Raw genomic sequence first — 22,750 nt, 5'->3', positions numbered from 1 at the left:
ACGGAGCCGAATGGAGGCAACATGCTCAAGCACATTCACGACAGATCCCTGCTTTTTGGTCAGATTCTGGGGATCATGGTCATTATCACGCTGATCTCCATCAGCTTTTTTGGGCTTTATTCGGTCCGGAGCGCAGCCGATCAGATGGGACAGGGGAAGGATGTGGTAGCCGATATTCTGCCGCCGCCCCTCTACCTCATCGAATCCCAGTTGCAGGTCTACACCCTGCTCCATGCCAAACCGGAGGAGCGGGAGGCCCTGCTGCAAACCCTCGCCCGGCTGCAGCAAGAGTTCGAGAGCCGCAACCGCTTCTGGCAAGAGAGCAGCCTGAACGAGCCCCTCAGGGAGCTGCTGCTGGGGGAGCAAAAAGTGCAGGGGGAGCTGTTCTGGCAGTTGCTCAACGACAGGTTTGTCCCCGCCATAAAGGCGGGGGATCTGGCACAGGCGGGCACGATTGCGACGCGCCTGCACACCCTCTATAACGCCCACCGGCTAGGGGTGGACGCCACCGTCATCCGCGGCAACGAGTATGCAGCCGAGCAGATGGCCCATCTCGCCAACACCACCCGACTCTGCTACGGACTGCTGTTGTGCGCCGCACTGCTGGGGGCTGGGCTCATCTTCTGGCTGGGACGCCCCACCCAACAGCGGCTGCTGGCCGCTGGCAAGGCCACCGCCGCCATCGCCGAAGGGGAGTTGAACCGCCCCATGCCAGAGCCGGGCCTCGACGCCATCGGCGAGCTGATCCGCCAGATCGGGGCCATGCGTGACCAGCTGGCAACCCTGGTGGAGTCGCTGCAGCGCAGCGCCAGTACGCTGGATGATCGCGCCACCAGCCTGACCGCCATGGCACAACGGCACACCGATGACAGTCAGGCACAGGTCGGGGCGGCCCACCATATCGAACAGGCCATCGAACAGCTCACCCACTCCATTGAACAGGCGGGTAGCCAGCTGCATCAGGTGGGGGAGCAAACCCTGCAGTCAGCAGAGCGGGCACAAGAGGCGACACTCGCCATCCACACCGTGGAACAGGTGATCGGGGAGCAAGTCACGGGAGTGAAGCAGGTCTCCCATACCATTTCGGATCTGGCTGGCCTCTCGCAGCAGATTGCCGGGCTGGCGGGCGCCATTCACGATATTGCGGAGCAGACCAATCTGCTGGCGCTGAACGCGGCCATTGAAGCGGCGCGGGCAGGCGAACAGGGACGCGGTTTTGCCGTGGTGGCCGATGAAGTACGCTCGCTGGCGACCCGCACCGGCAGCGCCACCACCGAGATCAACACCATCATCGGCAAGATCCAGGATGTCAGCCTGCGCGCCGCCAGCGAGATGGATACCGAGCTGGCCCGGGTCGAACAGGCGGTCACTCATACGATGACAGCGCGCCAGAGCGTCGCCCGGATCGCGCAGAGCTGCGAGGAGATCAACCAGCGCATCGCTCAGGTCGATCAGTTGATGAGCGATGAGACCCGGCTGATACAAGGGATCCACCATCAGGTCGGCGAGATGTCGCGGTTGGCGGCCGAGGCCAACCAGAGCGCTAGTCAGGCCGCCGAAGAGGCGACCATGGTCGCCCAGCACGCCCGCATCCTGACCAGACAGACTCACCACTTCCATCTCGACACCACCCGCCATTGATCCCCGGCGCTGACGGGAGTCAGCGCTCCTCTTTTTCTCTGCACTGGTTAAATGGGTAGCATTAGACTCCATGAGGGAATAGGATCCGCCCCTCTAAAAACCAACTGCAAGGATCAACTGACATGACTCGAAAATGGTCGCTCCCCATCGTGGCAATCGCGGGGGGAGCGTTAATCTGGCTTGGCAATACTTTTGGTATGAAATGGGCTCTGATGGCCCTGATCGGATTCGGCTTCGGCTTCACCCTCTCCTTCAGTCGCTTCGGCATCGTATTCGGTTGGCGCGAAATGCTGACCAAACGCAACAGCTACTACGTACGGGTTCACCTGCTCACCATCGCCATCGAGATTCTGCTGTTCACCACCTTCCTCTCCTTTAGCCACGCCCTGTTTGGCGATGCCATGGTGGGTAACGTGATGGCTATCGGCATTCCCTTCATCGTCGGAGCCTTCCTGTTCGGCATCGGCATGCAGCTGGCTGGCGTCTGTGCCACCGGCACTCTTTATTGCTGCGGCGAGGGACAACCCCGCTTCTGGCTGGTGCTGATCTGCTACGGCATCGGCACCCTTATCAGCAACCAGTTCCGCCCCGAACTGGAGGCCACCTTCTCCAGCCATGTGGTGCTGGCCAAGGATTTGACCGGCAATATCTGGAGCGGCATGCTGCTCAACCTGGCGCTAGTCGCCGCGCTATTCCTGCTGTTTCGCAACAGCGAACTCAAGCGTACCGGCGAACTCAAGCCCCTCTTCAGCGGCGGCAATCTGTTCTGGCGCGATGGCCGTTTCACCGTGCTGACCGGCGGCATCATCATAGCTCTGCTCAACTCGTCCGTGGTCGCCCTGCACGGCTCGGCCTGGACCATCACCGGCGCCGTCTATGACATGGCACTGCGCGGCGCCTCCCTGTTCGGCCTGTTCGAGGGCAACCCCAAGCTGGCCCAGCCACTCTTCATCAATCCCATGGTCGGCATGTTCTGGCTCGGCATTCTGGGGGCCATGCTGGCGCGCTGTTTGAGCGGTGGCGGCAACTTCGCCCCGATGCGACTCGGCAACAGTCTGGCCTCAATCATCGGCGGTCTGCTGATGGGGATGGGCGCCATGTACGCCGCCTGCAACCTCGGCGGCTTCTTCGATGGCACCGCCTCTGGCAGCCTGCACGGCTGGGTCTGGATGCTGATGGCCCTCGCGGGCAGCCTGATCGGCATTCGCCTGCGCCCGCTGTTCGGGCTCTGAGGCACGACATCGTAAACACCCCATAAGAAACGGGAGGCCAAGCCTCCCGTTTTTACATTTATCGATCCCGTTGCTCTGCTTATTGGACAGGCTGGGAGACCCCTTCCAGATGGATTTCTACCCGGCGATCCGGTGCCAGACAGGCGATCAGCTCCTGCTTGGAGCGGCTGGCACAGCTGTTGCCAGTGACCGGATTGGCCTTGCCACGCCCCTCGACCCGAACCTTGTCGGCATACAAGCCTTTGGATACCAGATAGCTGGCCACGCTCTGGGCACGCTTCTCGGAGAGGGCCAGGTTGTAGTTGTCGGAGCCGATGCGGTCGGTATAACCGATGACAGTTGCGACGCCATCTTTCGGATTGGCCGCCACAATCTGGCTGAACAGGGCATCGAGCGCCTGATTGGCAGCCGGTTTCAGGGTCGCCTTGTTGAACTCGAACAGCACATCGGAACTCAGACTGAAGGTCTTGGGCTCAACCACGGCTACAGGTGCCGGTTCGGCGGCCGGAGCGGGAGCCGGTGCTACGACCTCGCCACCTTGCTGACCGAAGCGATAGAGCATCCCGAACGAAATCAGGCCGTTATCCATCTCGATACCGGAGCGATCGAGAGAGGCATCTCCCAGCGGCGTGGTGTACTGGTACTCCAGACGGGCGGCCCAGTCACGATCGATGGCATATTCGGCACCCAGCGCACCAACGAAGGCGGCGCCATGCTTTTTGCCGGTCTCGCTGCTATTGGCGAAGCTGATCTCGCTATCCGTCCAGGCATAAGCACCGCCCAGTCGACCATAAAGATCGAGCACATTTGTTGCCGGGAAGCTGATCTTCATGGTGGCCTGAATCATCTGGCTCTTGGCTTCGGTATTGAGGGTATTGGCGCCAGTGCCCGAAGTGGTGTCGTATTTGCCAAGCCAGTCATAACCCAGCTCGAAACCCAGGTTGGGGTTGAGCTGGTAACCGGCGAACAGGCCCAGACCCAGATCATCCGTGTTCTCGCTGGTATTACCCAGCGTCTGGGCAATCGACTCGGCATACTGGTTGTGGTCAACGCCATAGTAATTGGACCAACCGGCCTTGCCACCGACATACCAGGTATTGTCCTGAGCGGCGGCCTGCACGGCTCCGGCCGCCAGCAAACCACTGACCAATACGGCAAGCATGGATTTATTCATATTTTCGCCTCTGCAATAAGTCGTTATGGGCGCCTGAGTGCGCACTTTCCCTGTGTGAAGCCGTCAGGCGGCCTCTCCGCTATTCAGGGTATCCCATCCGAACGCAGCCTCAAATGACCAAGCCATCAGGAGTGTGAGCTTGCCAGCAATATCCGGCGTAAAAATCACCTGTGTACCTATTCACACTGTTTTGCCAGTTAAACCATGACGTTGCGTCGTACGGAGTGGACCTATCCACACGCAGCAATAGAAAAGGGAGGCATAACGCCTCCCTCCTGATGAGTTGTTGAAGCCCCCCTTGCTCAACTGGCCAGAAACAGCCGGTAGGCGGGGTCGTCACTCACCTCTTTCCAACGGTAGCCAATCTCCCGCAGGTAGTCGTGGAAGGCGGCCACGTCCTCGTCCGGCAGCTCGAAGGCGCAGAGCACCCGGCCGTAGTCGGCACCGTGGTTGCGGTAGTGGAACAGGCTGATGTTCCAGCGACAGCCCAGGGTCTCGAGGAAACGCATCAGGGCACCAGGCTGCTCCGGAAACTTGAAGCTGTAGAGACGTTCACCGAGGGGCCGGGCCGGGCGGCCGCCAATCATGTAGCGCACATGATTCTTGGCCAGTTCGCTCTCGGTCATGTTGACCACCGGGTAGCCGTTGCCGCCGAGCTGATCGATGATCTGGCCCAGCTCCTCATCACCGCCGGTGAGGCGCACCGAGACGAACAGCGACGCCTGCTCGGCATCGGCATAGCGGTAGTTGAACTCGGTCACCATGCGCGGCCCGAGCTGACGGCAGAAGTCGAGGAAGGCCCCCTTGCGCTCGGGGATGGTCACCGCCAGCATGCCCTCGCGCTTCTCGCCGATCTCGCAGCGCTCCGACACGTAGCGCAGGCTGTGGAAGTTGACGTTGGCACCGGAGAGAATGGCCGCCATCCGGCCACCCCTGACCTGCTCCCGCTCGCTGTAGGCCTTGAGGCCAGCTAGCGACAGGGCACCCGACGGCTCGGCGATGGCGCGGCAGTCATCGAAGATATCTTTCAGCGCGGCGCAGATCTGGTCGTTGGAGACGGTCACCACCTCGTCCAGATACTGGTTGCACAGGCGGAAGGTCTCTTCGCCGATGCGCTTGACCGCCACCCCGTCCGCAAACAGCGAGACCCGCTCCAGATTGACCGGCTCGCCCGCTGCCATGGCAGCCTTGAGACAGGCGGACCCCTCCGCCTCCACCCCGATCACCTTCACATCCGGCAGCAACTGCTTGATATAGACCGCCACCCCGGCGGCCAAGCCGCCACCGCCCACCGGCACGAAGACATGGGTGAGGTGGGTATCCTGCTCCAGCAGCTCCTTGCCGATGGTGCCCTGCCCGGCGATCACCTCGACGTCGTCAAACGGCGGGATCAGGGTATAGCCCTCCAGCGTGGCGAGGCGGCGGCTCTCGCCGTAGGCCTCGTCGAAGCTGTTGCCAAACAGCATGACGTTGCCTCCCTGCCGGCGCACCGCGTCGATCTTGATGTCCGGCGTGGTCTTGGGCATCACGATGATCGCCTTGATACCGAGCTTGGCGGCCGAGAGGGCGACCCCCTGCGCGTGGTTGCCAGCAGAGGCGGCGATGACGCCGCGCGCTTTCTGCTCCTCGGTCAGGGTGGCGATCTTGTGGTAGGCACCGCGCAGCTTGAAGGAGTGGACCGGTTGGAGATCCTCCCGCTTCAGGCTGACGTGGTTGCCGAGCCGCTCGGAGAGTTTCTTCAGGGTTTGCAAGGGGGTGACCCGCGCCGCCTCATAGACGGGGGAGAGCAACACCTTGCGTAGATAATCCGCCGCAGAGACCATGATTTATTCCCCCAGCATTGAGCGATCGCGCACCGCGCCTTTATCGGCGCTGGTGGCGAACATGGCATAGGCGCGCAGGGCAAAGGAGACCTGACGCTGACGATCGAGCGGCTTCCAGCCACGGGCTTCCACGGCGACGCGGCGGGTAGCAAGCACGCTGTCAGCCACCTCCAGCACCATGCTGCGGGCCGGGATGTTGATGCTGATGATGTCGCCATCCTCCACCAGACCTATGGTGCCGCCGGAAGCGGCCTCCGGCGAGACGTGGCCGATGGAGAGACCCGAAGTTCCGCCGGAGAAGCGACCATCGGTGATGAGGGCGCACGCCTTGCCGAGCCCCATGGACTTGAGATAAGTGGTGGGGTAGAGCATCTCCTGCATGCCCGGGCCCCCTTTCGGCCCTTCGTAGCGGATCACCACCACCTCGCCCGCTTTCACTGTGCCGTCGAGGATACCGTTCACCGCGCTCTCCTGACTCTCGAATACCCGGGCCGGGCCACGGAAAGTGAGGTTCTCCTCATCCACCCCGGCAGTCTTGACGATGGCGCCGTTGATCGCGAGGTTGCCGGAAAGCACGGCGAGGCCGCCCTCCTGGCTGTAGGCGTTGTCCAGCGAGCGGATGCACCCTTCGGCTCTGTCCAGATCCAGCTCCGGCCAGCGGCAATCCTGACTGAACGCCTTGGTGGTGCGAATGCCGGCCGGACCGGCGCGGTAGAAGTCCACCACCTCCTGACTCGGCTGGCGGCTGACGTCATATTCATCGAGCTGTTCGACGAGGGTGCAGCCCAGCACAGTACGGGTATCGCCATGCACCAAACCCGCTTTTTCCAGCTGACCCAGAATGGCGACCACGCCACCGGCGCGGTGCACATCTTCCATATGGTACTTCTGGGTGGAGGGCGCAACCTTGCAGAGCTGGGGCACCTTGCGGGACATGCGGTCGATATCGGCCATGGTGAAGTCGACGCCCGCCTCCTGCGCCGCCGCCAGCAGGTGCAGCACGGTATTGGTGGAGCCGCCCATGGCGATATCGAGCGCCATGGCGTTCTCGAACGCCGCCTTGGTGGCGATATTGCGCGGCAGGGCGGTCTCGTCATCCTGCTCATACCAGCGTTTGGCTAGGGTCACAATGCGCTGACCCGCCAGCTTGAACAGCTGCTCGCGATCGGCGTGAGTCGCCAGCATGGAGCCATTGCCCGGCTGGGAGAGGCCGAGCGCCTCGGTCAGGCAGTTCATGGAGTTGGCGGTAAACATGCCGGAGCAGGAGCCGCAAGTAGGGCAGGCACTGCGCTCAACCTGTTCGCTCTGGGAATCCGACACCTTGGGGTCGGCGCCCTGGATCATGGCGTCCACCAGATCCAGCTTGATGATCTGGTCGGAGAGCTTGGTCTTGCCCGCTTCCATCGGGCCGCCGGAGACGAAGATCACCGGGATATTGATGCGCAGGGCAGCCATCAGCATCCCCGGGGTGATCTTGTCGCAGTTGGAGATACAGACCATGGCGTCGGCGCAGTGGGCGTTGACCATGTACTCCACCGAGTCGGCAATCAGCTCTCGCGATGGCAGGGAGTAAAGCATGCCACCGTGGCCCATGGCGATGCCGTCATCCACGGCGATGGTGTTGAACTCCTTGGCGACGCCGCCGGCGGCTTCGATCTCGCGCGCCACCAGCTGGCCCAGATCCTTGAGGTGGACGTGGCCCGGTACGAACTGGGTGAAGGAGTTGACCACGGCGATGATGGGTTTGCCGAAATCCTGATCGGTCATTCCGGTGGCACGCCACAGGGCACGGGCCCCGGCCATGTTACGTCCGTGGGTGGTGGTGGCGGATCTCAACTTCGGCATGTCTCTACTCCCTGAATGCCCATATGGGCTCGATGCGTTATGCGGTGATGATACGAGTGGATCAGAATCGATCCTGGTGAAGACTCCTCTGGGAAGCGCTCACCGGAAGCGACTCGGGGAGGCATGACGCCTCCCCTCTCTCATCAGTCGTTGACTGGGGTCAGCCAGCCCCACTTGTCTTCGGTCTTGCCATTGAACAGGCCGAAGAAGGCGTTCTGCAGCTGCTCGGTCACCGGGCCACGGCTGCCAGCGCCCACCTTCATTCGATCAACGGAGCGCACCGGGGTCACCTCGGCGGCGGTGCCGGTCATGAAGATCTCGTCTGCGACATAGAGCGCCTCGCGGGGCAGCGCCTGCTCACGCACCTCGTAACCCAAGTCACGCGCGAGCGTCATGATGGTGTCACGGGTGATGCCGGGCAGGATGGCAGCGGTAGCGGGCGGGGTAAACAGCACGCCGTTCTTCACCAGGAACAGGTTCTCCCCCGCCCCTTCGCTCAGGTAGCCGTTCACATCCAGCGCCAGCCCCTCGGCGAAGCCGTTGCGCTTGGCTTCGCGGCTGATCAGCTGGGATGACAAATAGTTGCCGCCCGCCTTGGCGCCGGTGGGAATAGTGTTGGGAGCGAGTCGGTTCCAGGAGGTGACGCAGACATCCACCCCGTTTTTCAGCCCCTCTTCCCCCAGATAGGCACCCCACGGCAGGGCGGCCACCATCAGGTCGGCCTTGGCATCCAGCGGTGGATGCAGCCCTAGCCCCACGTTGCCGACAAAGGCCAGCGGGCGCAGGTAGCCGCTCTTCAGGCCGTTCTCGCGCACCACGGTGCGGCAGGCTTCATTCACGTCGGACTCGCTGTAGGGGATGTCCATCCAGTAGATCTTGGCGGAGTCGAACAGGCGGCGGGTGTGCTCCTGCAAACGAAAAATGCAGGTGCCTTTGGGGGAATCGTAGGCACGCACACCCTCGAACACCGAGGAGCCGTAGTGCAGGGCGTGACTCATCACATGTACCTGGGCATCCTGCCAGGGCACCAGTTTGCCGTTGAACCAGATGTATTGCGGGTGAGTGGCGGATTGGGAAGGCTGTGACATTGGCTTTGCTCCTTAAGCTCTGATCCGGGGTTGCTGTTCCAGTGCATCGACCCGGGAGACGTCCACCAGCTTCACCAGCTGGCTCCACAACTGCTGGATGGGACGCACCGACTCGACAGTAACCGTGATCCGCAGCTGTTGGCAATCCTGCTCCATATTCAAGGCGCAGAGATTGAAGCCGCGGTGGCGCACCACCCGCAACACCCGCTCCATCACTTCGGGTCTGGGCTGGGCATGGATATGCAGGGTGTGCTGTGCAAATGCTGGCTGGGCAAGGGTGTGCGGGTTCATGGGCGTTGCTCCATCATCTGGTGGTTGGCGACTCCCGGCGGAACCAGGGGCCAGACGTTTTCTTCCTCTGAAATAGCCACATGCAGCAGGTAGGCACTCTCGCTTGCCAGCAGGCGATCGAGGGCGCCGGCTATCTGCTCCTTGCATGTGATGGTCTCGCCCGGAATGCCGAAAGCGGCAGCCAGGGCGACGAAATCGGGGTTGTCGGAGAGGATGGTCTCGCTATAGCGGCCGTCGAAGAACAGTTCCTGCCACTGGCGCACCATGCCGAGACGCTGATTATCCAGCAGCACCATCTTCACCTTGAGCTGGGCGCGGCGGATGGTGCCAAGCTCCTGCACATTCATCATGAAAGAGCCGTCACCGCTCACCAGCACCACTTCATCCTCCGGGCGCGACATCTTGGCGCCGATGGCGGCGGGCAGACCAAAGCCCATGGTGCCGAGGCCGGCGCTGGAGAGGTGGTTGCGCGGGCTGGTGAAGCGCATGTGTTGGGCTACCCACATCTGGTGCTGACCCACGTCGCAGGCCACCACGCTGCTCTCCGGCAGCCGGGCGGAGAGCTGCTTGAGCAGGGCCGGCGCATAGATGGCCTGCCCCAGATGGTCGTAGCGAAACGCATATTCGCGGGCCATGGCGGCGCAGTGTTCACGCCAAGGGGCGATGTCGAGAGTCATGGCGAGGCGGGGCAGCACCTGCTTGAGATCCGTGGTGATACCCACCTCGGCGGCGCGGCGCTTGCCGAACTCGGCGGCATCTACATCGAGATGGATCACCTTGGCTTCGGGGGCGAACTCCTCCAGCTTGCCGGTCACCCGATCATCGAAACGGGCACCCACCACCAGCAGTAAGTCGCACTGCTGCACCGCATAGTTGGCCGCCTTGGTGCCGTGCATGCCGAGCATGCCCAGATAAACGGGGCTATCGGGGTCGAGCGCGCCGATCCCCTTGAGGGTGGTGACCGCAGGTATACCGGTTGCGGCGGCAAAGTCGCGCAGTTGCTGCTCGGCATTGGCCATGCCCACCCCGCCACCGACGTAAAGCACCGGGCGCTCGGCGGCAGCGATAAGGGAATGGGCTGCGGCCAACTCCGAGGGGTTGAGCACCTCCGACTCTTCCACTGCAAACAGCGGGCTCTGGGCAGGCACGGCGGCCAACTGCACATCCTTGGGGAGATCGATCAGCACAGGGCCGGGGCGACCTTCGGTGGCGATAGCGAAAGCCTCTGCCAGTACACGCCCCAGATCGGCGGCATCAGTCACCATAAAGGAGTGCTTGGTGCAGGAGAGAGACATGCCGAGCACGTCGACCTCCTGAAATGCATCGGTGCCGATGGCAGAACAGGGCACCTGACCGCTGATGGCCACCAGCGGCACCGAATCGAGCAGCGCCTCCGCCAGACCGGTTACCAGATTGGTGGCGCCGGGGCCGGAGGTAGCGATACAGACCCCCACCTGACCGGAGGCACGGGCATAACCGACCGCCGCCATGGCGGCGCCCTGCTCGTGGCGGCAGAGCTGATGGGCCAGACCACCGTCATACAGGGCATCGTAGACCGGCATGATGGCCCCGCCCGGGTAACCAAACACCTGGGTCACACCCTGTTTCTTGAGAGCCTGTACCAAAAACTGCGCGCCGTTCATGTGGAAAATCCTGTCCTTTGGTCGAAAAAAAACCCCCGGGCTGTGAGGCTCGGGGGTCGCTTGTTTCGTTCTGTCCGGTGGTGGGTCTATCCCTTGTTCCGTGCAGCTAAACGAGCCCCGAGCGGTGAGATAATAATCACCACTAGGACCACAATAATGCTGACGAAACGGGAGGCCATGTTCATAGTTACAACCGGAAATCCTGTGAAATTGGGGCGGTGTCTACCGCGAATGGCTATTAGAACTAGCACGGTGATTTTTATTGGGCAAGCCTTTTTTCTGTGACAACCCACTGATTTTGGCTATTCCTCAGCCGGAACTCTGGAATAAAAAACCAACAACAAGCAGTTAGTCAGAACATATATCAACTCAAGGACGGGATTTATGTCATTAGCTGTGGTTTATAGCCGTGCCAGCCTCGGGATCGCGGCCCCGCAAGTTACAGTGGAAGTTCACCTCTCCAACGGCCTGCCCGCCTTCAACATGGTCGGCCTGCCGGAAACCTCGGTGAAGGAGTCGCGGGATCGGGTCCGCAGTGCCCTGCTCAACGGCAACTTCGAGTTCCCGAGCAAACACATCACCGTCAATCTGGCCCCCGCCGACCTGCCCAAGGAGGGGGGCCGCTTCGATCTGGCCATCGCTATCGGCATTCTCGCTGCTTCCAAACAAATACCCGCAAAATACCTGCTCGATCACGAATTTTTGGGGGAGTTGGCCCTGACCGGCGAAATTCGCCCCGTGCTCGGGGTGCTGCCCGCCGTGCTCGCCTGCCGGGATGCGGGGCGCACCCTGCTGGTACCGCGGGAGAACGGCCCCGAAGCTTCCCTCATTCAGGATGCCGAGGTGCGCACCGCCCATCAGCTGCTGGCCGTCACAGCTTGGCTGGCCGGTCAGTACGAACTGCCGCAGCCGGATCCCCAAAGCGCGGAGAGCCTGCCCGATGTGCCGGATCTGCAGGATGTGATCGGCCAGTCACAGGCCAAGCGGGCGCTGGAGATCGCCGCCGCCGGCAGCCACAACCTGCTGTTTATCGGCCCGCCTGGCACCGGCAAGAGCATGTTAGCGAGCCGATTGCCCGGCATTCTGCCGCCACTGAGCGAGCAGGAGGCGCAGCAGACCGCCGCCATCCACTCCATCGGTGGCCTCACCCCACGCGCCGGCCACTGGCACCACAGACCCTATCGCACGCCCCACCACAGCGCCTCCGCCGTGGCGCTGGTGGGCGGTGGCAGCCACCCGCGCCCCGGCGAAATTTCGTTGGCCCACAACGGGGTGCTGTTTTTGGATGAATTGCCCGAATTCGAGCGCAAGGTGCTCGACTCCCTGCGTGAACCGCTGGAGACGGGCCACATCACCATCAGCCGGGCCGCCCGCCAGGTCGATTTTCCCGCCCGCTTCCAGCTGGTGGGCGCCATGAATCCCAGCCCCTGTGGCCACTATGGCGACGGCCAGACCCGCTCCAGCCCGGATCAGATCTTGCGCTACCTCGGCAAGCTCTCCGGCCCTTTTCTCGATCGCTTCGACCTGACGGTGGAGGTGCCGCTGCTGCCCAAGGGGAGCCTGACCGGCAAGGCGGAGCGAGGGGAATCGAGCCAGCAGATCCGCGATCGGGTACTGGCGGCGCGAGAGCGCATGCTGAGCCGTAACGGCAAACTCAACAACCTGCTGGATAGCCGTGAGATAGAGGATATTTGCCGCTTATCACCGCAAGATGCCGAATTTTTGGAGAACGCCATCCAGAAGCTGGGGCTCAGCATCCGGGCCTGGCATCGCATCCTGCGGGTGTCACGCACCATCGCCGATCTGGCCGAGCAATCCGCCATCGGCAAGGAGCATCTTATCGAGGCGCTCGGTTATCGCGCCATGGACAGGCTGCTGTCGCGATTGCGCAGCAGCTGACAGAAGGGAAAGGGTGAGTCCAACCCCGTAACGGCTCTGAATGGTCTCACGGGCAATCGGCTGATATTATGGCCACAGATCTGACCACTTGATGGCCCTTTATCGACAGCAAGACGGACCCGACTCATGCCCAACAAGCTGACAGAGCGACTGCGCGGCAGCCTCTCCACCCTGCTCTATTTTTTCAACACCCTCTTCTGGTTTGTCCCCATCTTCTCGCTGGGTCTGCTCAAGCTCCTGCTCCCCCTCAAGGGGTGGCGCACCCTCTGCAACTGGCTGCTCGATGGCTGTGCCAGCTGCTGGATCGGTTTCAACAATCTGATCCAGAAAACCATCATCAAAACCCCTTTCGAGGTGGTCGGAGTGGACAAAGGGCGCAGGAATGAGTGGTATATGGTGATTGCCAACCATCAATCCTGGGTCGACATACTGGTATTGCAGCGGGTTTTTAACCAAAAAATCCCCTTCCTGAAGTTTTTCCTCAAGAAAGAGCTTATTTGGGTACCTTTTCTCGGTCTGGCATGGTGGGCGCTCGACTTCCCCTTCATGCGGCGATATTCCAGGAAATTTCTGGAAAAACATCCCCATCTGAAGGGAAAAGACATTGAAACAACCCGTAAAGCCTGTGCCAGGTTCCGCCACATTCCAGTGAGTGTGATGAACTTCGTCGAAGGCACCCGCTTCACCAAGGGCAAACATCAGAAGCAGGGTTCGCCCTATCGTCACCTGCTCCAACCGAAAGCAGGCGGCATCGCCTTTACCCTGGCAGCCATGGGTGACCAGTTGCATCAACTGGTGGATGTCACCATCGCCTATCCGGACGGCATCCCCAGCTACTGGGACTTCATGTGTGGCCGGGTCGGGCAAATCAAGGTTCAGGTCCGCTATTTGCCGATCGACCGCAAGCTGGTGGGGGATTACTTCAATGACCCCGAGTTCCAACAAGAGTTTCAACAGTGGTTGAACGGGATCTGGCACGAAAAGGACCAGACCCTGAGCCAACTGCTGGCAACCAAGGCGCAGTAAACATTCATGCTATCCCTGCTTCCCGGCCCGCTGGTGCTGATCATCAGCGCAGGCCTGACCATCCTTTTCACCGCCTTGTGCGCCAGCCTGATCCTGCTGGTGTCGCTGGCCAAACTAGTACTGCCGATCCCGGCCTTTGGCCGCGCCTGCAGCCGCCTCAACAACCGCTTCATGAGACTGTGGCTAGCCTGCAATGCGCTGGTGATCCGCCTCACCACCCGTATTGACTGGCAGGTGGAGGACAATACCAAGCTGCGCAAAGATGGCTGGTATCTCATCATCAGCAACCATATGAGCTGGACCGATATCGTGGTGCTCGGTCACCTGTTCAGGGATAGGTTGCCGGTGCCCAAGTTCTTCATGAAGCACGAGCTCATCTACATCCCGCTGCTGGGGCTCGCCTGCTGGGGGCTCGATATGCCCTTTATGCGCCGCTATTCGAGAGAGTTTCTGTTAAGAAATCCCCATCTGCGCGGCAAGGATATCGAGACCACCCGCAACGCCTGCGAGAAGTTTCGCCACATCCCCACTACCGTCATCAACTTCGTGGAAGGAACCCGCTTCACCGAGCAGAAACGGGATGCGGCCCGCTCCCGCTATCGTCACCTGATGCCGCCCAAGGCGGCAGGACTGGCCTTTACACTGGCGGCCATGGGCGAGCAGTTCGACAGCCTGATCAACGTCACCATCCGCTATCCGGACAACGCCGAGACCCCGTTCAAGGACTTCCTGATGGGGCGGGTAAAACGCATTCAGGTGCGGATTGAGGAGCTGCCGGTGAATGAGCAGCTGATTGGAGATTACTTCAACGACAAGCAGTTCAAGCGCGGTTTTCAGGAGTGGCTAAACCAGCGCTGGCAGGAGAAGGACGAGGTGCTGGAGGGGTGGCAGAGCGGTCAGTCACCGCTGCCAGTTGCCGCCAAATCCGGGGAGGAATCCAAAGAGAGTGCCGAGGCCAACTCGGCCAACTCGGCCAACTGATCTTCGGAAAAGACTGCAATCCCGTGGCGGCGCAGCAGGGCAGTGGTCTTGCCCTCGCCCTCCACAGAAACACCTTCGAAGCGGCCGTTATAGATACGGCCGCTACCACATGAGGGGCTCCCCTCTTTCAGCAGGGCGAAGCGAATGCCCTGCGCCTGACAAATAGCCAACGCCAGCTCGGCGCCGCGATCAAACTCTTCAGTCACATCCAGCCCGCTCGCCGTCACTACCAGCTCGCCCTGTCGCTCGGCAGGGGGGCGTGGGGTCGGCAAACCGCCAGCCACTTCGGGGCAGAAGGCCAGCACCCGCCCCTCGGCACCCAGCTCACTCAGCCAGTCGCTGACAATCCCCTTGCTCTGACCGTCGTAACGCACCGGCTGACCAAGCAAGCAGGCACTCACCAGCACCTTGTGCACGCCGGTCTCACTCATGCTTCCGCTCCATGCATCACCTGATCGAACATCACGCAGCAGGGGCTCTCCAGCTGATAGAGAATGGCGGGGCGCTGTTTGCCAGTGCGCTTGCGGCCGGTATCCACCAGAATGTCGGCGCGATGGATCCGCTTGCGAAATGCCGCCGTATTCATGGGTGTTTGCAGGATGATTTCGAAGGCGCGCTGCACCTCGGATAGGGTGAACTCGGGCCCCAGCAGTTGCAGCGGCAGGGTGCTGTAGCGGCTCTTGATCCGCAGCCGCTCCAGCCCCTTGGCGATAAGCTGGACATGGTCGAAGGCGAGGCTCAGCCCCGGCAGGTTGGCGAGTGGATGCCAGCAGCCGTGGATCGCCTCCACTTCCGGATCCACCAGACAGAGATAGACCAGGGTCGTGGACCAGCCGCGGGGATCCCGTTCCAGATTGCCGAGGGTGCAGACCTGCTCGCTGTAGCAGTGACCGAGCCCCCATTCCGCCAGCAGACGGCGCTGGGCGGCATCGAGATCCCGATCCCGGGTCTCGTCGATGCGCAGCGCAGGCAGTTGCCAGCAGTGGGCAAAGGGGGGGCGATCGCGGGTCTCGAGCAGCAGCTCGAGCCGCTCCTCATGCAACCGCAGCACCACCATATCCAGACTCATTCTCAGCATGCCGATCGCCCTGCTCGCCTTCCATTAATGTTTGGTAGATAATATCACACGAATAGTATGTGCAGGAGCCAATCATGGGAACCGTCGCCAGCCTGGATATTGATGCGCAGAAGGGCTTTACCCCCCTCTGCCCGAACGAACTGCCCGTTGCGGGCGGTGATGATATTGTGGCTGCGCTAAACGCTCAGGCCACCCTCGCCACGCTGCGGATCGGCAGCAAGGACTCTCACCCTGCCAATGCCGACTGGGCCGTTTCTGACCCCGCCGGCATGCTGCTGCCGCTGGATCTGCCCAACGCAGACCTCACCTGGCCGGTGCACTGCGTGCCGGGTAGCAAGGGCTTCGAGCTGCTCGACGGCCTGCCCGCCCCCATCGACTATGACTTCTTCGTCTGGAAGGGGGTCGAGCCTGATCTGCATCCCTACGGCACCTGCTTCCACGACCTGGCCGAACGGCGCAGCACCGGACTCATCGAATTCCTGCAAGCCCGCAAGGTCGATACCGTACTGGTCGGCGGCCTCGCCACCGACTACTGTGTCAAAACCAGCGTACTGCAACTGCGTCGCGCCGGTTTCCGGGTGATCGTCCATCTCGATGCCTGCCGTGGCATCGCGCCCGCGACGGTTGCCAGCGCCCACACCCAGATGATTGAGGCTGGCGCCGAACTGGCCCAGACCCTGATCGATGTACAACGCCTGCTGGACGCCTGATATGCCACCGATTCTTACCAGCCTGCTCGACACCGATGCCTGCACGTTACATATGCGGCAGGGGAGCACCATCGTGCTCACCAGTCTGCGAGGAGCCTGATATGCCTCCAATCCTCACCAGCCTGCTCGACACCGATGCCTACAAGCTGCATATGCAGCAGGCGGTGTTCCATCGCTATCCGGATGCCGAGGTGGTAGCCGAGTTTCACAGCCGCAATGAAGAGGATCTGCTGCCCATGATGGGGCAGATCGAGGAGCAACTGCGCCTCGCCGGTTCCCTGCGACTGACCAGGCCAGAGCTCGATTTTCTGGCCGAGCGTCCCTTCTTCACTCCTGACTACCTCGACCACCTGCGTCGCAAGCCGCTCGACGCCTCCCTGCTCAAGGTGTTCGAGCAGGATGGCCGCATCAATGTGCGGGTCGAGGGCCCCTGGCAGGATGTGATCCTGTGGGAGATCCCGGTGCTCGCCATCATCAGCGAGATGCGCAACCGCTTCCGCTATCCCCAGTTCGGCGTCAGCCATGCGCTGGAGCGGCTCGATCAGAAGATCGACAAGCTGGAGAAGGAGCTGAGCAGCGACGAGATGAGCGAGTTCAACCTCATCGACTTCGGCACCCGCCGCCGCTTCTCCCACGCGGTACAGGATGCGGTAGTGGGTCGCCTCAAGGAGCGGCTGCCGGCGTTTCGCGGCACCAGCAACTACATGCTGGCCCAGAAGTACAAGCTGCCCGCGGTCGGCACCCAGGCCCATGAGTGGTTTCAGGCGCACCAGCAGCTCGGCTTCCCGCTGGAGCACAGCCAGCGCGCTGCCCTCACCAGCTGGCTGGACGAGTTCACCGACCATCTCGGCATCGCCCTGACCGACTGCATCACCATGGATGCCTTCCTGCGGGACTTCGACTTCGAGCTGGCCAGCAGCTACCAGGGCTTGCGTCACGACTCCGGCGATCCCGTGGTGTGGGGCGAGAAGGCGATCAGCCACTATCAGCGGCTCGGCATCGACCCCACCGACAAGACCCTGGTCTTCTCCGACGGGCTCAACCTCGACAAAGCGGTGCAGCTGTTCCGCCACTTCCGCGGCCGCATCAACACCAGCTTCGGCATCGGCACCAAGCTCACCTGCGATCTGCCCGGCGTCAGCCCGATGAACATCGTCTTCAAGCTGATCGAGTGCAATGGCGGCCCGGTTGCCAAGATCTCCGACAGCCCGGGCAAGACCCTCTGCCGGGATGCGGAGTTTATCCGCAACCTCAAACAGGCGTTCCACGTCGGGGTCTGATCTTCCCGAACACCAGAAAACAAAAAGCCCGCCGGTTCGCACCGGCGGGCTTTTTTATCGACTCAAGGGGTATCAGTCTTTCTTGGCCAGCAGGAACTGCACCAGCTTGTTGAACTGCTCTTGAGAGGTGATGGATTCAATCTTCACCATGTACTTGCCGTTCACCAGGAAAGCCGGTACACCGCGAATGTTGTAGCTCTCGGTGTTGCGATCGAACTGGGAGACCATGCCAGAGACGGCGAAGCTGTCGACGGCACCGTCGAACTCTTCAGCCGGTACGCCGTTGTCCACGAAGATCTTCTTCACATCGTCACGGCTCATCGGCGGCTGACGTTGGGTGTGGATCTTGGTGAAGATGGCCGGAGTCAGCTTGGCTTCGGCATTTAGCAGGCTGGCAACGGCATAGGCACGCTGCATCTCGGGGCCCATCTCGCGACCGAGGAAAGCAACCGGGTTCTTCTTGAGGGGCACACCCTCTGGCAACCCGGCCTTCAACTGTTCAACGATCGGTTCGAAGGTAGCGCAGTGCGGGCAGTAGTAGGAGAAAAACTCCATCACTTCCGGCTGGGCACTGCCAGTCTGTTTGACCACATCGTAGTTGACGCCTTCCTTGAACTCGGGGGCGGCGTGAACCATGGGGATCATCAGCATGGCAGCAAGGAAAAATAGAACTTTTTTCATGATGTTTCCTGTTAAGGGATCACTGTGAGGCACGCCCGGCGAACCGAAGCAGTGCCAAGCCTATTGTTTCGCCATGCTGACGTCAATGGTCAGGGCCGGAGATCGAGTCCCCCTTGCCGCGCAAGATCCCTTCTATTTCACCAGTTTGGCATCAGACTCAACGGCGGCGCCTTGAGTGCCTCCAGCTGATCGTGCAGTGTCGCTATCTGTTGACGCCAGTAGTGATCGGTATTGAACCAGGGGAAGTGACGGGGGAAGGCGGGATCTTCCCAGCGCCGCGCCAGCCACGCCATGTAGTGAACGATGCGCATCGCTCGCAGCGGCTCGATCAGCGCCAGCTCCCGCGAGTCGAACTCCATAAACTCCTCGTAGCCCGCCAGCAGGGTGTCGAGCTGGATCTGCTGCTCGTGGCGCTCGCCGCTGAGCATCATCCAGAGATCCTGAATCGCGGGGCCGGTGCGGCAATCATCGAGATCGACAAACATGGGGCCATCGCGCCACAGGATGTTGCCCGGGTGGCAGTCGCCATGCAGGGAGATCTGCGCCACATCCAGGGTCATGGCGTCGCTCACATGCTTGATCAGCTCGTCGAGTACCCCGAAGAATTGCTTCGCCAGCCCGCTTGGCAGCCACTCGCCAGACGCCAGCAGCTGACGCGGTTCGTGCAACATGCTCTCCACATCGAGCCGCACCCGATGATGAAACGGCTTGCTGGCGCCGATCTGATGAATGCGACCGAGGAAACGCCCCACCCACTCCAGCTGGTCGAGGTTATCCACCTCGAACTGGCGGCCACCGACGCTCTGCCAGATAGCAAAGGGGTAGCCCTCGTGCTCCAGCAGGGTCTCGCCCGCGAAGGCGAGCGGCGCGGCGACCGGGATCTCCGCCTCGGCGAGACGGGTGGCAAACTCGTGCTCCTCGAGGATCTGGGCCCGGCTCCAGCGGCCGGGACGGTAGAACTTCACCACAAAGCGACGACGATCCTCATCCTGAAACTGGTAGACCCGGTTTTCGTAGCTGTTGAGCTCGATAAGGCCGGAGTCGAGCCGCAGGCCACTGAGATCGAGCGCATCCATGATGAGGTCGGGATTGAGGTCGGAATAGTTGAAACGCATGTCATCCACCATAAGAAAGGGGCGCCGTTGCGCCCCATTCTATCACTACTGACCGGCATTGCCGTGCTCGCTGGTGACCGGACTGGTGTCACGCCCCGCCCGCAGCCACACGCAGTTACAACCGGCTGATAAACTTGCTGCCCTGGCGCAGATTGCCCTTGCTGTCATCGGGCGCTGCCCCTTCCCGTTTCAGCACGAACTGGATATCCAGCGCCGGCCGCTTCAGGTTGTAGGGATCGACCGCCAGACTGACCGGCAGGGTGTAGATCTCGCCCGCCTTCAGGGTCACTTCACGGGGGCCGAACCACTGATACTCGGGCAAGCCCTCCACATCCAGCTGGTAGGTCTGGGACTGCAGGGTCTTGTTGAGGATCTTGAGGGTGTAGGTGTTCTCAATCAGCCCCTCGCTGTTTTCGCGGAACAGCTGGTTGCGATCCCGCAGGATATCGAGCCCCATCGGCATGATGGACATGGCGTTGTAGACAAATACCCCCAGCATCACCGCCATCACCAGCCCGTAACCAATCAGCTTGGGCCGCGCCACATGGGTGGAGTCGTTGGCCAGCTTGTGCTCGGTGGTGTAGCTGATGAGCCCTTTCGGGTAACCCATCCGCTCCATGGTCTGGTCGCAGGCATCGACGCAGGCGCCACAGTTGATGCACTCGTACTGCAGGCCATCGCGGATATCGATACCGGTCGGGCAGACCTGCACGCAGAGATCGCAGTCGATACAGTCACCCAACCCCATCGCCTTGGGATCCGCCTTGCGGGAGCGGGCGCCACGGGTCTCGCCACGCTTGGTGTCATAGCCGACGATGAAGGTGTCCTTGTCGAACATGGCGGACTGGAAGCGGGCATAGGGGCACATGTGGATACACATGATGGCACGCATCCAACCCGCGTTGCCGTAGGTGATGATGGTGAAGAAGATCACCCAGAACAGCACCCATCCGCTGGCCTGCAGGGTGAAGAGGTCCGGCACCAGTTCAGTTACATCCTGGAAGTAGGCGACGAAGGTCAGGCCGGTCACCAGCGAGATCGCCAGCCAGGCCAGATGCTTGGCTCCCTTGCGGGCCAGCTTCTCGCCGCTCCAGGGCGCCTCGTCCAGCTTGCGCCGTTTGTTGGCGGGCCCTTCCAGCTTCTCTTCAAACCAGATGAACATGAAGGTCCAGACCGTCTGCGGGCAGAGATAGCCACACCAGACCCGACCGAGGAAGGTGGTAATAAAGAAGAGTCCGAAGGCGGCGATCATGAAGAGCCAGGCGAGCAGGGTAAGATCCTGCGGCCAGATGGTGGCGCCAAAGATATGGAACTGCTGGTGACCAAGGTCGAACAGCACCGCCTGTCGCCCGTCGTAACGCAGCCAGGGCAGCAGCACGAACAGCGCCACAAAGAACCAGCCCATGGCCTTGCGCATCCGCTGCCAATACCCTTTCTGGGCCCGCACATAGATGCGGTTGCCCGGGTTGAATCTGTCGTCGCTGGCTTTGAACGTATTGGGGTTGAAGGTCCCGGTTACGCCCTTGTCGGTGACGTCCTTGATATCGATTTTATCGTGGTCGGCCATTGCAAGACATCGCTCCCTTATTTGTTATGGAGCGGATTATATCTTAAACAGCATGCTAATTGTGTGGATTAGATGTATCTAATGTTGGGGTTGGATCGCAATTTTCGGCAACAAAAAAGCGCATCACCACGAGGTGATGCGCTTCCGCTAAAGATTCACTTGATTCCGCGAGCCTTGAGCAGCGCCTCTTTGAAATCGGGCACATGATCCTTGGCCAGACCGGGGATCATCGCCTGCTTGTCGGATTCCCGCATCTTGAGGTGATAGATCAGCATGTCGTCGGTCAGCTCGGACAGAGGCCCTTCAAATCCCGCTTCTTGGGCCAGTTTGGCAACAAACTGTACCAGGCTGAGATCCTGTTCCTTGATCCAGGCAGGCTGCAACAACTCCAGCAGCTCTTCGATACGATGACATTGCATAGACAACCTCTTTAATCTGTCACGTTAAATTCAGGCAACCTTACCCATCAAGGCTACTTCGATTCGATCCCGCCCATTATGCTTGGCCTGATACAGGGCCGCATCCGCTTTTTGGATCAAATCGGCGATTTTCATGCTGTTGTCCGGTATCAGTGTCGCAACACCAAAACTACATGTGACCCGACCGGAGACCAGTGACTTCTGGTGCGGGATGGCCAGCTCCTTGAGCGCCTGCCGCACATTGTCCGCCACCTGCAATGCCCCCTGCATGCCGGTGCAGGGCAGCAGCAAGGCAAACTCTTCGCCCCCGTAACGGGCCGCCAGATCGTCCTCGCGCCGCTCCACCTCGGCCAGCAAGCCCGCCACCTGTTGCAGGCAGTCATCCCCCAGCTGATGGCCGTAGAGATCGTTGAACTGCTTGAAGTAATCCACATCCACCAGCACCAGCGACAGCGGCGCCCGGGCGCGATGGCAGCGCCGCCAGGCCCGCTCCAGAGAGTCGTCGAGATGGGCGCGGTTGGCGATGCCGGTCAGGCCGTCGAGGCGGGAGGTGAGACGCAAATGCTCGGAGACCGCCTTCAGCTCGGCCACCAGCTCGGCGTTGGAAAAGCGGTGGTGGAGCGAGGCGATCTGATCCCGCCGCATCCGGCGCAGCAGGGTCGGCAGAAAGACAAAAAGATAGCCCGCCAGCATGCAGGAGACGATCCGCTCCTGCTCGTTGCCATTGCCCAGCTCGAACAGCATCGCCATACCCAGCGGCAGGGCGGAACCATAGAGGGTACGGCGGCTGCCAAACAGCATGATGGCGCTGCCGGTAAGAATGAGGCTGGAGAGCATCATCATGGCGGCCCGGTAGGTATCGGGCAGCTTGTCCATGTAGAGCAGCACCCCGAGGGCCCAGATGATGGAGGTGATGGTGGCTCCGATAAAGAGCTCCCGCTCCAGCACCGGCAACGGCGTCTGGTGCAGGCGGGCTCGGCGCCAGCGCAGGTGCCAGCCCCGACCCAGCAGCCACAGGAAAGTGCCTGCCAGCCAACCGAGCGCTTCGATGGCGGGTAGATAGTCGTGAAACAGCAGACTCCAGCCAAATGCCAACACGCCCAAACAGGGGAGACTGAACGATGCATGGGTATAGAGCTGGGCCATAATGGCCTGCTTAACCTGGCGTGTCACACTCTGGGTCAACTGAGTACTCCTGTACAAGAGCCGAGCAGTCTACCATTACCCCCTGACCCGCAACAATAAAGCGCCGCTTAT

20 protein-coding genes are annotated in these 22,750 nt (G+C 61.3%); 7 read left to right on the top strand and 13 right to left on the bottom strand.

Annotated elements, in window-relative coordinates:
• Positions 1 to 21 precede the first annotated feature (21 nt).
• Positions 22 to 1,641 carry a methyl-accepting chemotaxis protein gene (locus I6L34_RS11690; RefSeq protein WP_058058960.1) on the top strand — a complete coding sequence of 540 codons (1,620 nt, stop codon included), beginning with the start codon at positions 22 to 24 and terminating at the stop codon, positions 1,639 to 1,641.
• Between the two features lie 122 nt (positions 1,642 to 1,763).
• A complete protein-coding gene (locus tag I6L34_RS11685) occupies positions 1,764 to 2,873 on the top strand; it encodes a YeeE/YedE thiosulfate transporter family protein (protein WP_170872289.1) in 1,110 nt (369 codons plus the stop codon).
• A 79-nt stretch (positions 2,874 to 2,952) separates the two neighbouring features.
• On the opposite strand, the gene ompA is transcribed toward I6L34_RS11685, so the two are convergent.
• The 6 genes from ompA to ilvG form a co-directional block, all read right to left on the bottom strand.
• The gene (gene ompA, locus I6L34_RS11680) at positions 2,953 to 4,047 is read right to left on the bottom strand and encodes a porin OmpA (RefSeq protein ID WP_058056250.1); all 1,095 of its coding nucleotides are present in this window, start codon (positions 4,045 to 4,047) and stop codon (positions 2,953 to 2,955) included.
• A gap of 302 nt (positions 4,048 to 4,349) precedes the next feature.
• Positions 4,350 to 5,870 (bottom strand): threonine ammonia-lyase, biosynthetic, encoded by a 1,521-nt coding sequence (gene ilvA, locus I6L34_RS11675; protein ID WP_216954740.1) that lies wholly within the window; start codon positions 5,868 to 5,870, stop codon positions 4,350 to 4,352.
• A gap of 3 nt (positions 5,871 to 5,873) precedes the next feature.
• Positions 5,874 to 7,715, bottom strand: coding sequence for a dihydroxy-acid dehydratase (ilvD, locus tag I6L34_RS11670; RefSeq protein WP_216954739.1), 1,842 nt, complete (start codon positions 7,713 to 7,715; stop codon positions 5,874 to 5,876).
• Positions 7,716 to 7,858: 143 nt separating this feature from the next.
• Entirely contained in the window at positions 7,859 to 8,803 is a 945-nt protein-coding gene (locus I6L34_RS11665) for a branched-chain amino acid transaminase (RefSeq protein ID WP_058056253.1), read from the bottom strand.
• A gap of 12 nt (positions 8,804 to 8,815) precedes the next feature.
• Positions 8,816 to 9,094, bottom strand: coding sequence for an acetolactate synthase 2 small subunit (gene ilvM, locus I6L34_RS11660; RefSeq protein ID WP_005342011.1), 279 nt, complete (start codon positions 9,092 to 9,094; stop codon positions 8,816 to 8,818).
• On the bottom strand, positions 9,091 to 10,737 hold the full coding sequence (gene ilvG, locus I6L34_RS11655) for an acetolactate synthase 2 catalytic subunit (protein WP_058056254.1): 1,647 nt from the start codon (positions 10,735 to 10,737) through the stop codon (positions 9,091 to 9,093). Before ilvG ends, ilvM begins: the two co-directional genes overlap by 4 nt.
• A gap of 384 nt (positions 10,738 to 11,121) precedes the next feature.
• Between ilvG and I6L34_RS11650 the strand changes: the two genes are divergently transcribed.
• The 3 genes from I6L34_RS11650 (at position 11,122) to I6L34_RS11640 (ending at position 14,643) form a co-directional block, all read left to right on the top strand.
• Complete coding sequence (locus I6L34_RS11650) at positions 11,122 to 12,636, top strand: YifB family Mg chelatase-like AAA ATPase (RefSeq protein ID WP_058056255.1); 1,515 nt, start codon at positions 11,122 to 11,124, stop codon at positions 12,634 to 12,636.
• Positions 12,637 to 12,762: 126 nt separating this feature from the next.
• Entirely contained in the window at positions 12,763 to 13,662 is a 900-nt protein-coding gene (locus I6L34_RS11645; RefSeq protein WP_005356150.1) for an acyltransferase, read from the top strand.
• Positions 13,663 to 13,668: 6 nt separating this feature from the next.
• Positions 13,669 to 14,643, top strand: coding sequence for an acyltransferase (locus tag I6L34_RS11640; RefSeq protein WP_216954738.1), 975 nt, complete (start codon positions 13,669 to 13,671; stop codon positions 14,641 to 14,643).
• Here I6L34_RS11640 and I6L34_RS11635 read toward each other — a convergent pair.
• Complete coding sequence (locus I6L34_RS11635) at positions 14,559 to 15,074, bottom strand: DUF523 domain-containing protein (protein WP_216954737.1); 516 nt, start codon at positions 15,072 to 15,074, stop codon at positions 14,559 to 14,561. The genes I6L34_RS11640 and I6L34_RS11635 overlap by 85 nt on opposite strands.
• On the bottom strand, positions 15,071 to 15,721 hold the full coding sequence (locus I6L34_RS11630; protein ID WP_058056258.1) for a DNA mismatch repair protein MutT: 651 nt from the start codon (positions 15,719 to 15,721) through the stop codon (positions 15,071 to 15,073). Before I6L34_RS11630 ends, I6L34_RS11635 begins: the two co-directional genes overlap by 4 nt.
• 74 nt (positions 15,722 to 15,795) lie before the next feature.
• Here I6L34_RS11630 and I6L34_RS11625 point away from each other — a divergent pair, with 74 nt between their 5' ends.
• Both I6L34_RS11625 and pncB read left to right on the top strand, forming a co-directional pair.
• Positions 15,796 to 16,431, top strand: a complete 636-nt coding sequence (locus I6L34_RS11625; protein WP_005357452.1) for a nicotinamidase — start codon at positions 15,796 to 15,798, stop codon at positions 16,429 to 16,431.
• Positions 16,432 to 16,532: 101 nt separating this feature from the next.
• Positions 16,533 to 17,711 carry a nicotinate phosphoribosyltransferase gene (gene pncB, locus I6L34_RS11620; protein WP_005342020.1) on the top strand — a complete coding sequence of 393 codons (1,179 nt, stop codon included), beginning with the start codon at positions 16,533 to 16,535 and terminating at the stop codon, positions 17,709 to 17,711.
• 72 nt (positions 17,712 to 17,783) lie between these two features.
• On the opposite strand, the gene I6L34_RS11615 is transcribed toward pncB, so the two are convergent.
• The 5 genes from I6L34_RS11615 to I6L34_RS11595 form a co-directional block, all read right to left on the bottom strand.
• A complete protein-coding gene (locus I6L34_RS11615) occupies positions 17,784 to 18,392 on the bottom strand; it encodes a thiol:disulfide interchange protein DsbA/DsbL (RefSeq protein ID WP_005339604.1) in 609 nt (202 codons plus the stop codon).
• A 137-nt stretch (positions 18,393 to 18,529) separates the two neighbouring features.
• Positions 18,530 to 19,519 (bottom strand): serine/threonine protein kinase, encoded by a 990-nt coding sequence (locus tag I6L34_RS11610; protein ID WP_216954736.1) that lies wholly within the window; start codon positions 19,517 to 19,519, stop codon positions 18,530 to 18,532.
• Between the two features lie 103 nt (positions 19,520 to 19,622).
• Positions 19,623 to 21,074: a cytochrome c oxidase accessory protein CcoG gene (gene ccoG / locus I6L34_RS11605; protein ID WP_005357450.1), complete on the bottom strand. Its 1,452-nt coding sequence runs from the start codon at positions 21,072 to 21,074 to the stop codon at positions 19,623 to 19,625.
• 155 nt (positions 21,075 to 21,229) lie between these two features.
• The gene (locus tag I6L34_RS11600) at positions 21,230 to 21,493 is read right to left on the bottom strand and encodes a YihD family protein (RefSeq protein ID WP_005339598.1); all 264 of its coding nucleotides are present in this window, start codon (positions 21,491 to 21,493) and stop codon (positions 21,230 to 21,232) included.
• Between the two features lie 30 nt (positions 21,494 to 21,523).
• A complete protein-coding gene (locus I6L34_RS11595; RefSeq protein ID WP_005339596.1) occupies positions 21,524 to 22,678 on the bottom strand; it encodes a GGDEF domain-containing protein in 1,155 nt (384 codons plus the stop codon).
• Positions 22,679 to 22,750: the final 72 nt, after the last annotated feature.

It is taken from the genome of Aeromonas sp. FDAARGOS 1404, assembly GCF_019047085.1.
Taxonomy (GTDB): domain Bacteria; phylum Pseudomonadota; class Gammaproteobacteria; order Enterobacterales; family Aeromonadaceae; genus Aeromonas; species Aeromonas veronii.
Note: the sequence above shows the minus strand (reverse complement) of the source record. Positions and strands in the feature narration are given on the sequence as shown.

Excerpts from the sequence above, each read along its gene's own strand:
- I6L34_RS11690 (WP_058058960.1), top strand. The coding sequence starts at position 22 with ATGCTCAAGCACATTCACGACAGATCCCTGCTTTTTGGTCAGATTCTG.
- I6L34_RS11685 (WP_170872289.1), top strand. The coding sequence starts at position 1,764 with ATGACTCGAAAATGGTCGCTCCCCATCGTGGCAATCGCGGGGGGAGCG.
- ompA (WP_058056250.1), bottom strand. The coding sequence starts at position 4,047 with ATGAATAAATCCATGCTTGCCGTATTGGTCAGTGGTTTGCTGGCGGCC.
- ilvA (WP_216954740.1), bottom strand. The coding sequence starts at position 5,870 with ATGGTCTCTGCGGCGGATTATCTACGCAAGGTGTTGCTCTCCCCCGTC.
- ilvD (WP_216954739.1), bottom strand. The coding sequence starts at position 7,715 with ATGCCGAAGTTGAGATCCGCCACCACCACCCACGGACGTAACATGGCC.
- I6L34_RS11665 (WP_058056253.1), bottom strand. The coding sequence starts at position 8,803 with ATGTCACAGCCTTCCCAATCCGCCACTCACCCGCAATACATCTGGTTC.
- ilvM (WP_005342011.1), bottom strand. The coding sequence starts at position 9,094 with ATGAACCCGCACACCCTTGCCCAGCCAGCATTTGCACAGCACACCCTG.
- ilvG (WP_058056254.1), bottom strand. The coding sequence starts at position 10,737 with ATGAACGGCGCGCAGTTTTTGGTACAGGCTCTCAAGAAACAGGGTGTG.
- I6L34_RS11650 (WP_058056255.1), top strand. The coding sequence starts at position 11,122 with ATGTCATTAGCTGTGGTTTATAGCCGTGCCAGCCTCGGGATCGCGGCC.
- I6L34_RS11645 (WP_005356150.1), top strand. The coding sequence starts at position 12,763 with ATGCCCAACAAGCTGACAGAGCGACTGCGCGGCAGCCTCTCCACCCTG.
- I6L34_RS11640 (WP_216954738.1), top strand. The coding sequence starts at position 13,669 with ATGCTATCCCTGCTTCCCGGCCCGCTGGTGCTGATCATCAGCGCAGGC.
- I6L34_RS11635 (WP_216954737.1), bottom strand. The coding sequence starts at position 15,074 with ATGAGTGAGACCGGCGTGCACAAGGTGCTGGTGAGTGCCTGCTTGCTT.
- I6L34_RS11630 (WP_058056258.1), bottom strand. The coding sequence starts at position 15,721 with ATGCTGAGAATGAGTCTGGATATGGTGGTGCTGCGGTTGCATGAGGAG.
- I6L34_RS11625 (WP_005357452.1), top strand. The coding sequence starts at position 15,796 with ATGGGAACCGTCGCCAGCCTGGATATTGATGCGCAGAAGGGCTTTACC.
- pncB (WP_005342020.1), top strand. The coding sequence starts at position 16,533 with ATGCCTCCAATCCTCACCAGCCTGCTCGACACCGATGCCTACAAGCTG.
- I6L34_RS11615 (WP_005339604.1), bottom strand. The coding sequence starts at position 18,392 with ATGAAAAAAGTTCTATTTTTCCTTGCTGCCATGCTGATGATCCCCATG.
- I6L34_RS11610 (WP_216954736.1), bottom strand. The coding sequence starts at position 19,519 with ATGGTGGATGACATGCGTTTCAACTATTCCGACCTCAATCCCGACCTC.
- ccoG (WP_005357450.1), bottom strand. The coding sequence starts at position 21,074 with ATGGCCGACCACGATAAAATCGATATCAAGGACGTCACCGACAAGGGC.
- I6L34_RS11600 (WP_005339598.1), bottom strand. The coding sequence starts at position 21,493 with ATGCAATGTCATCGTATCGAAGAGCTGCTGGAGTTGTTGCAGCCTGCC.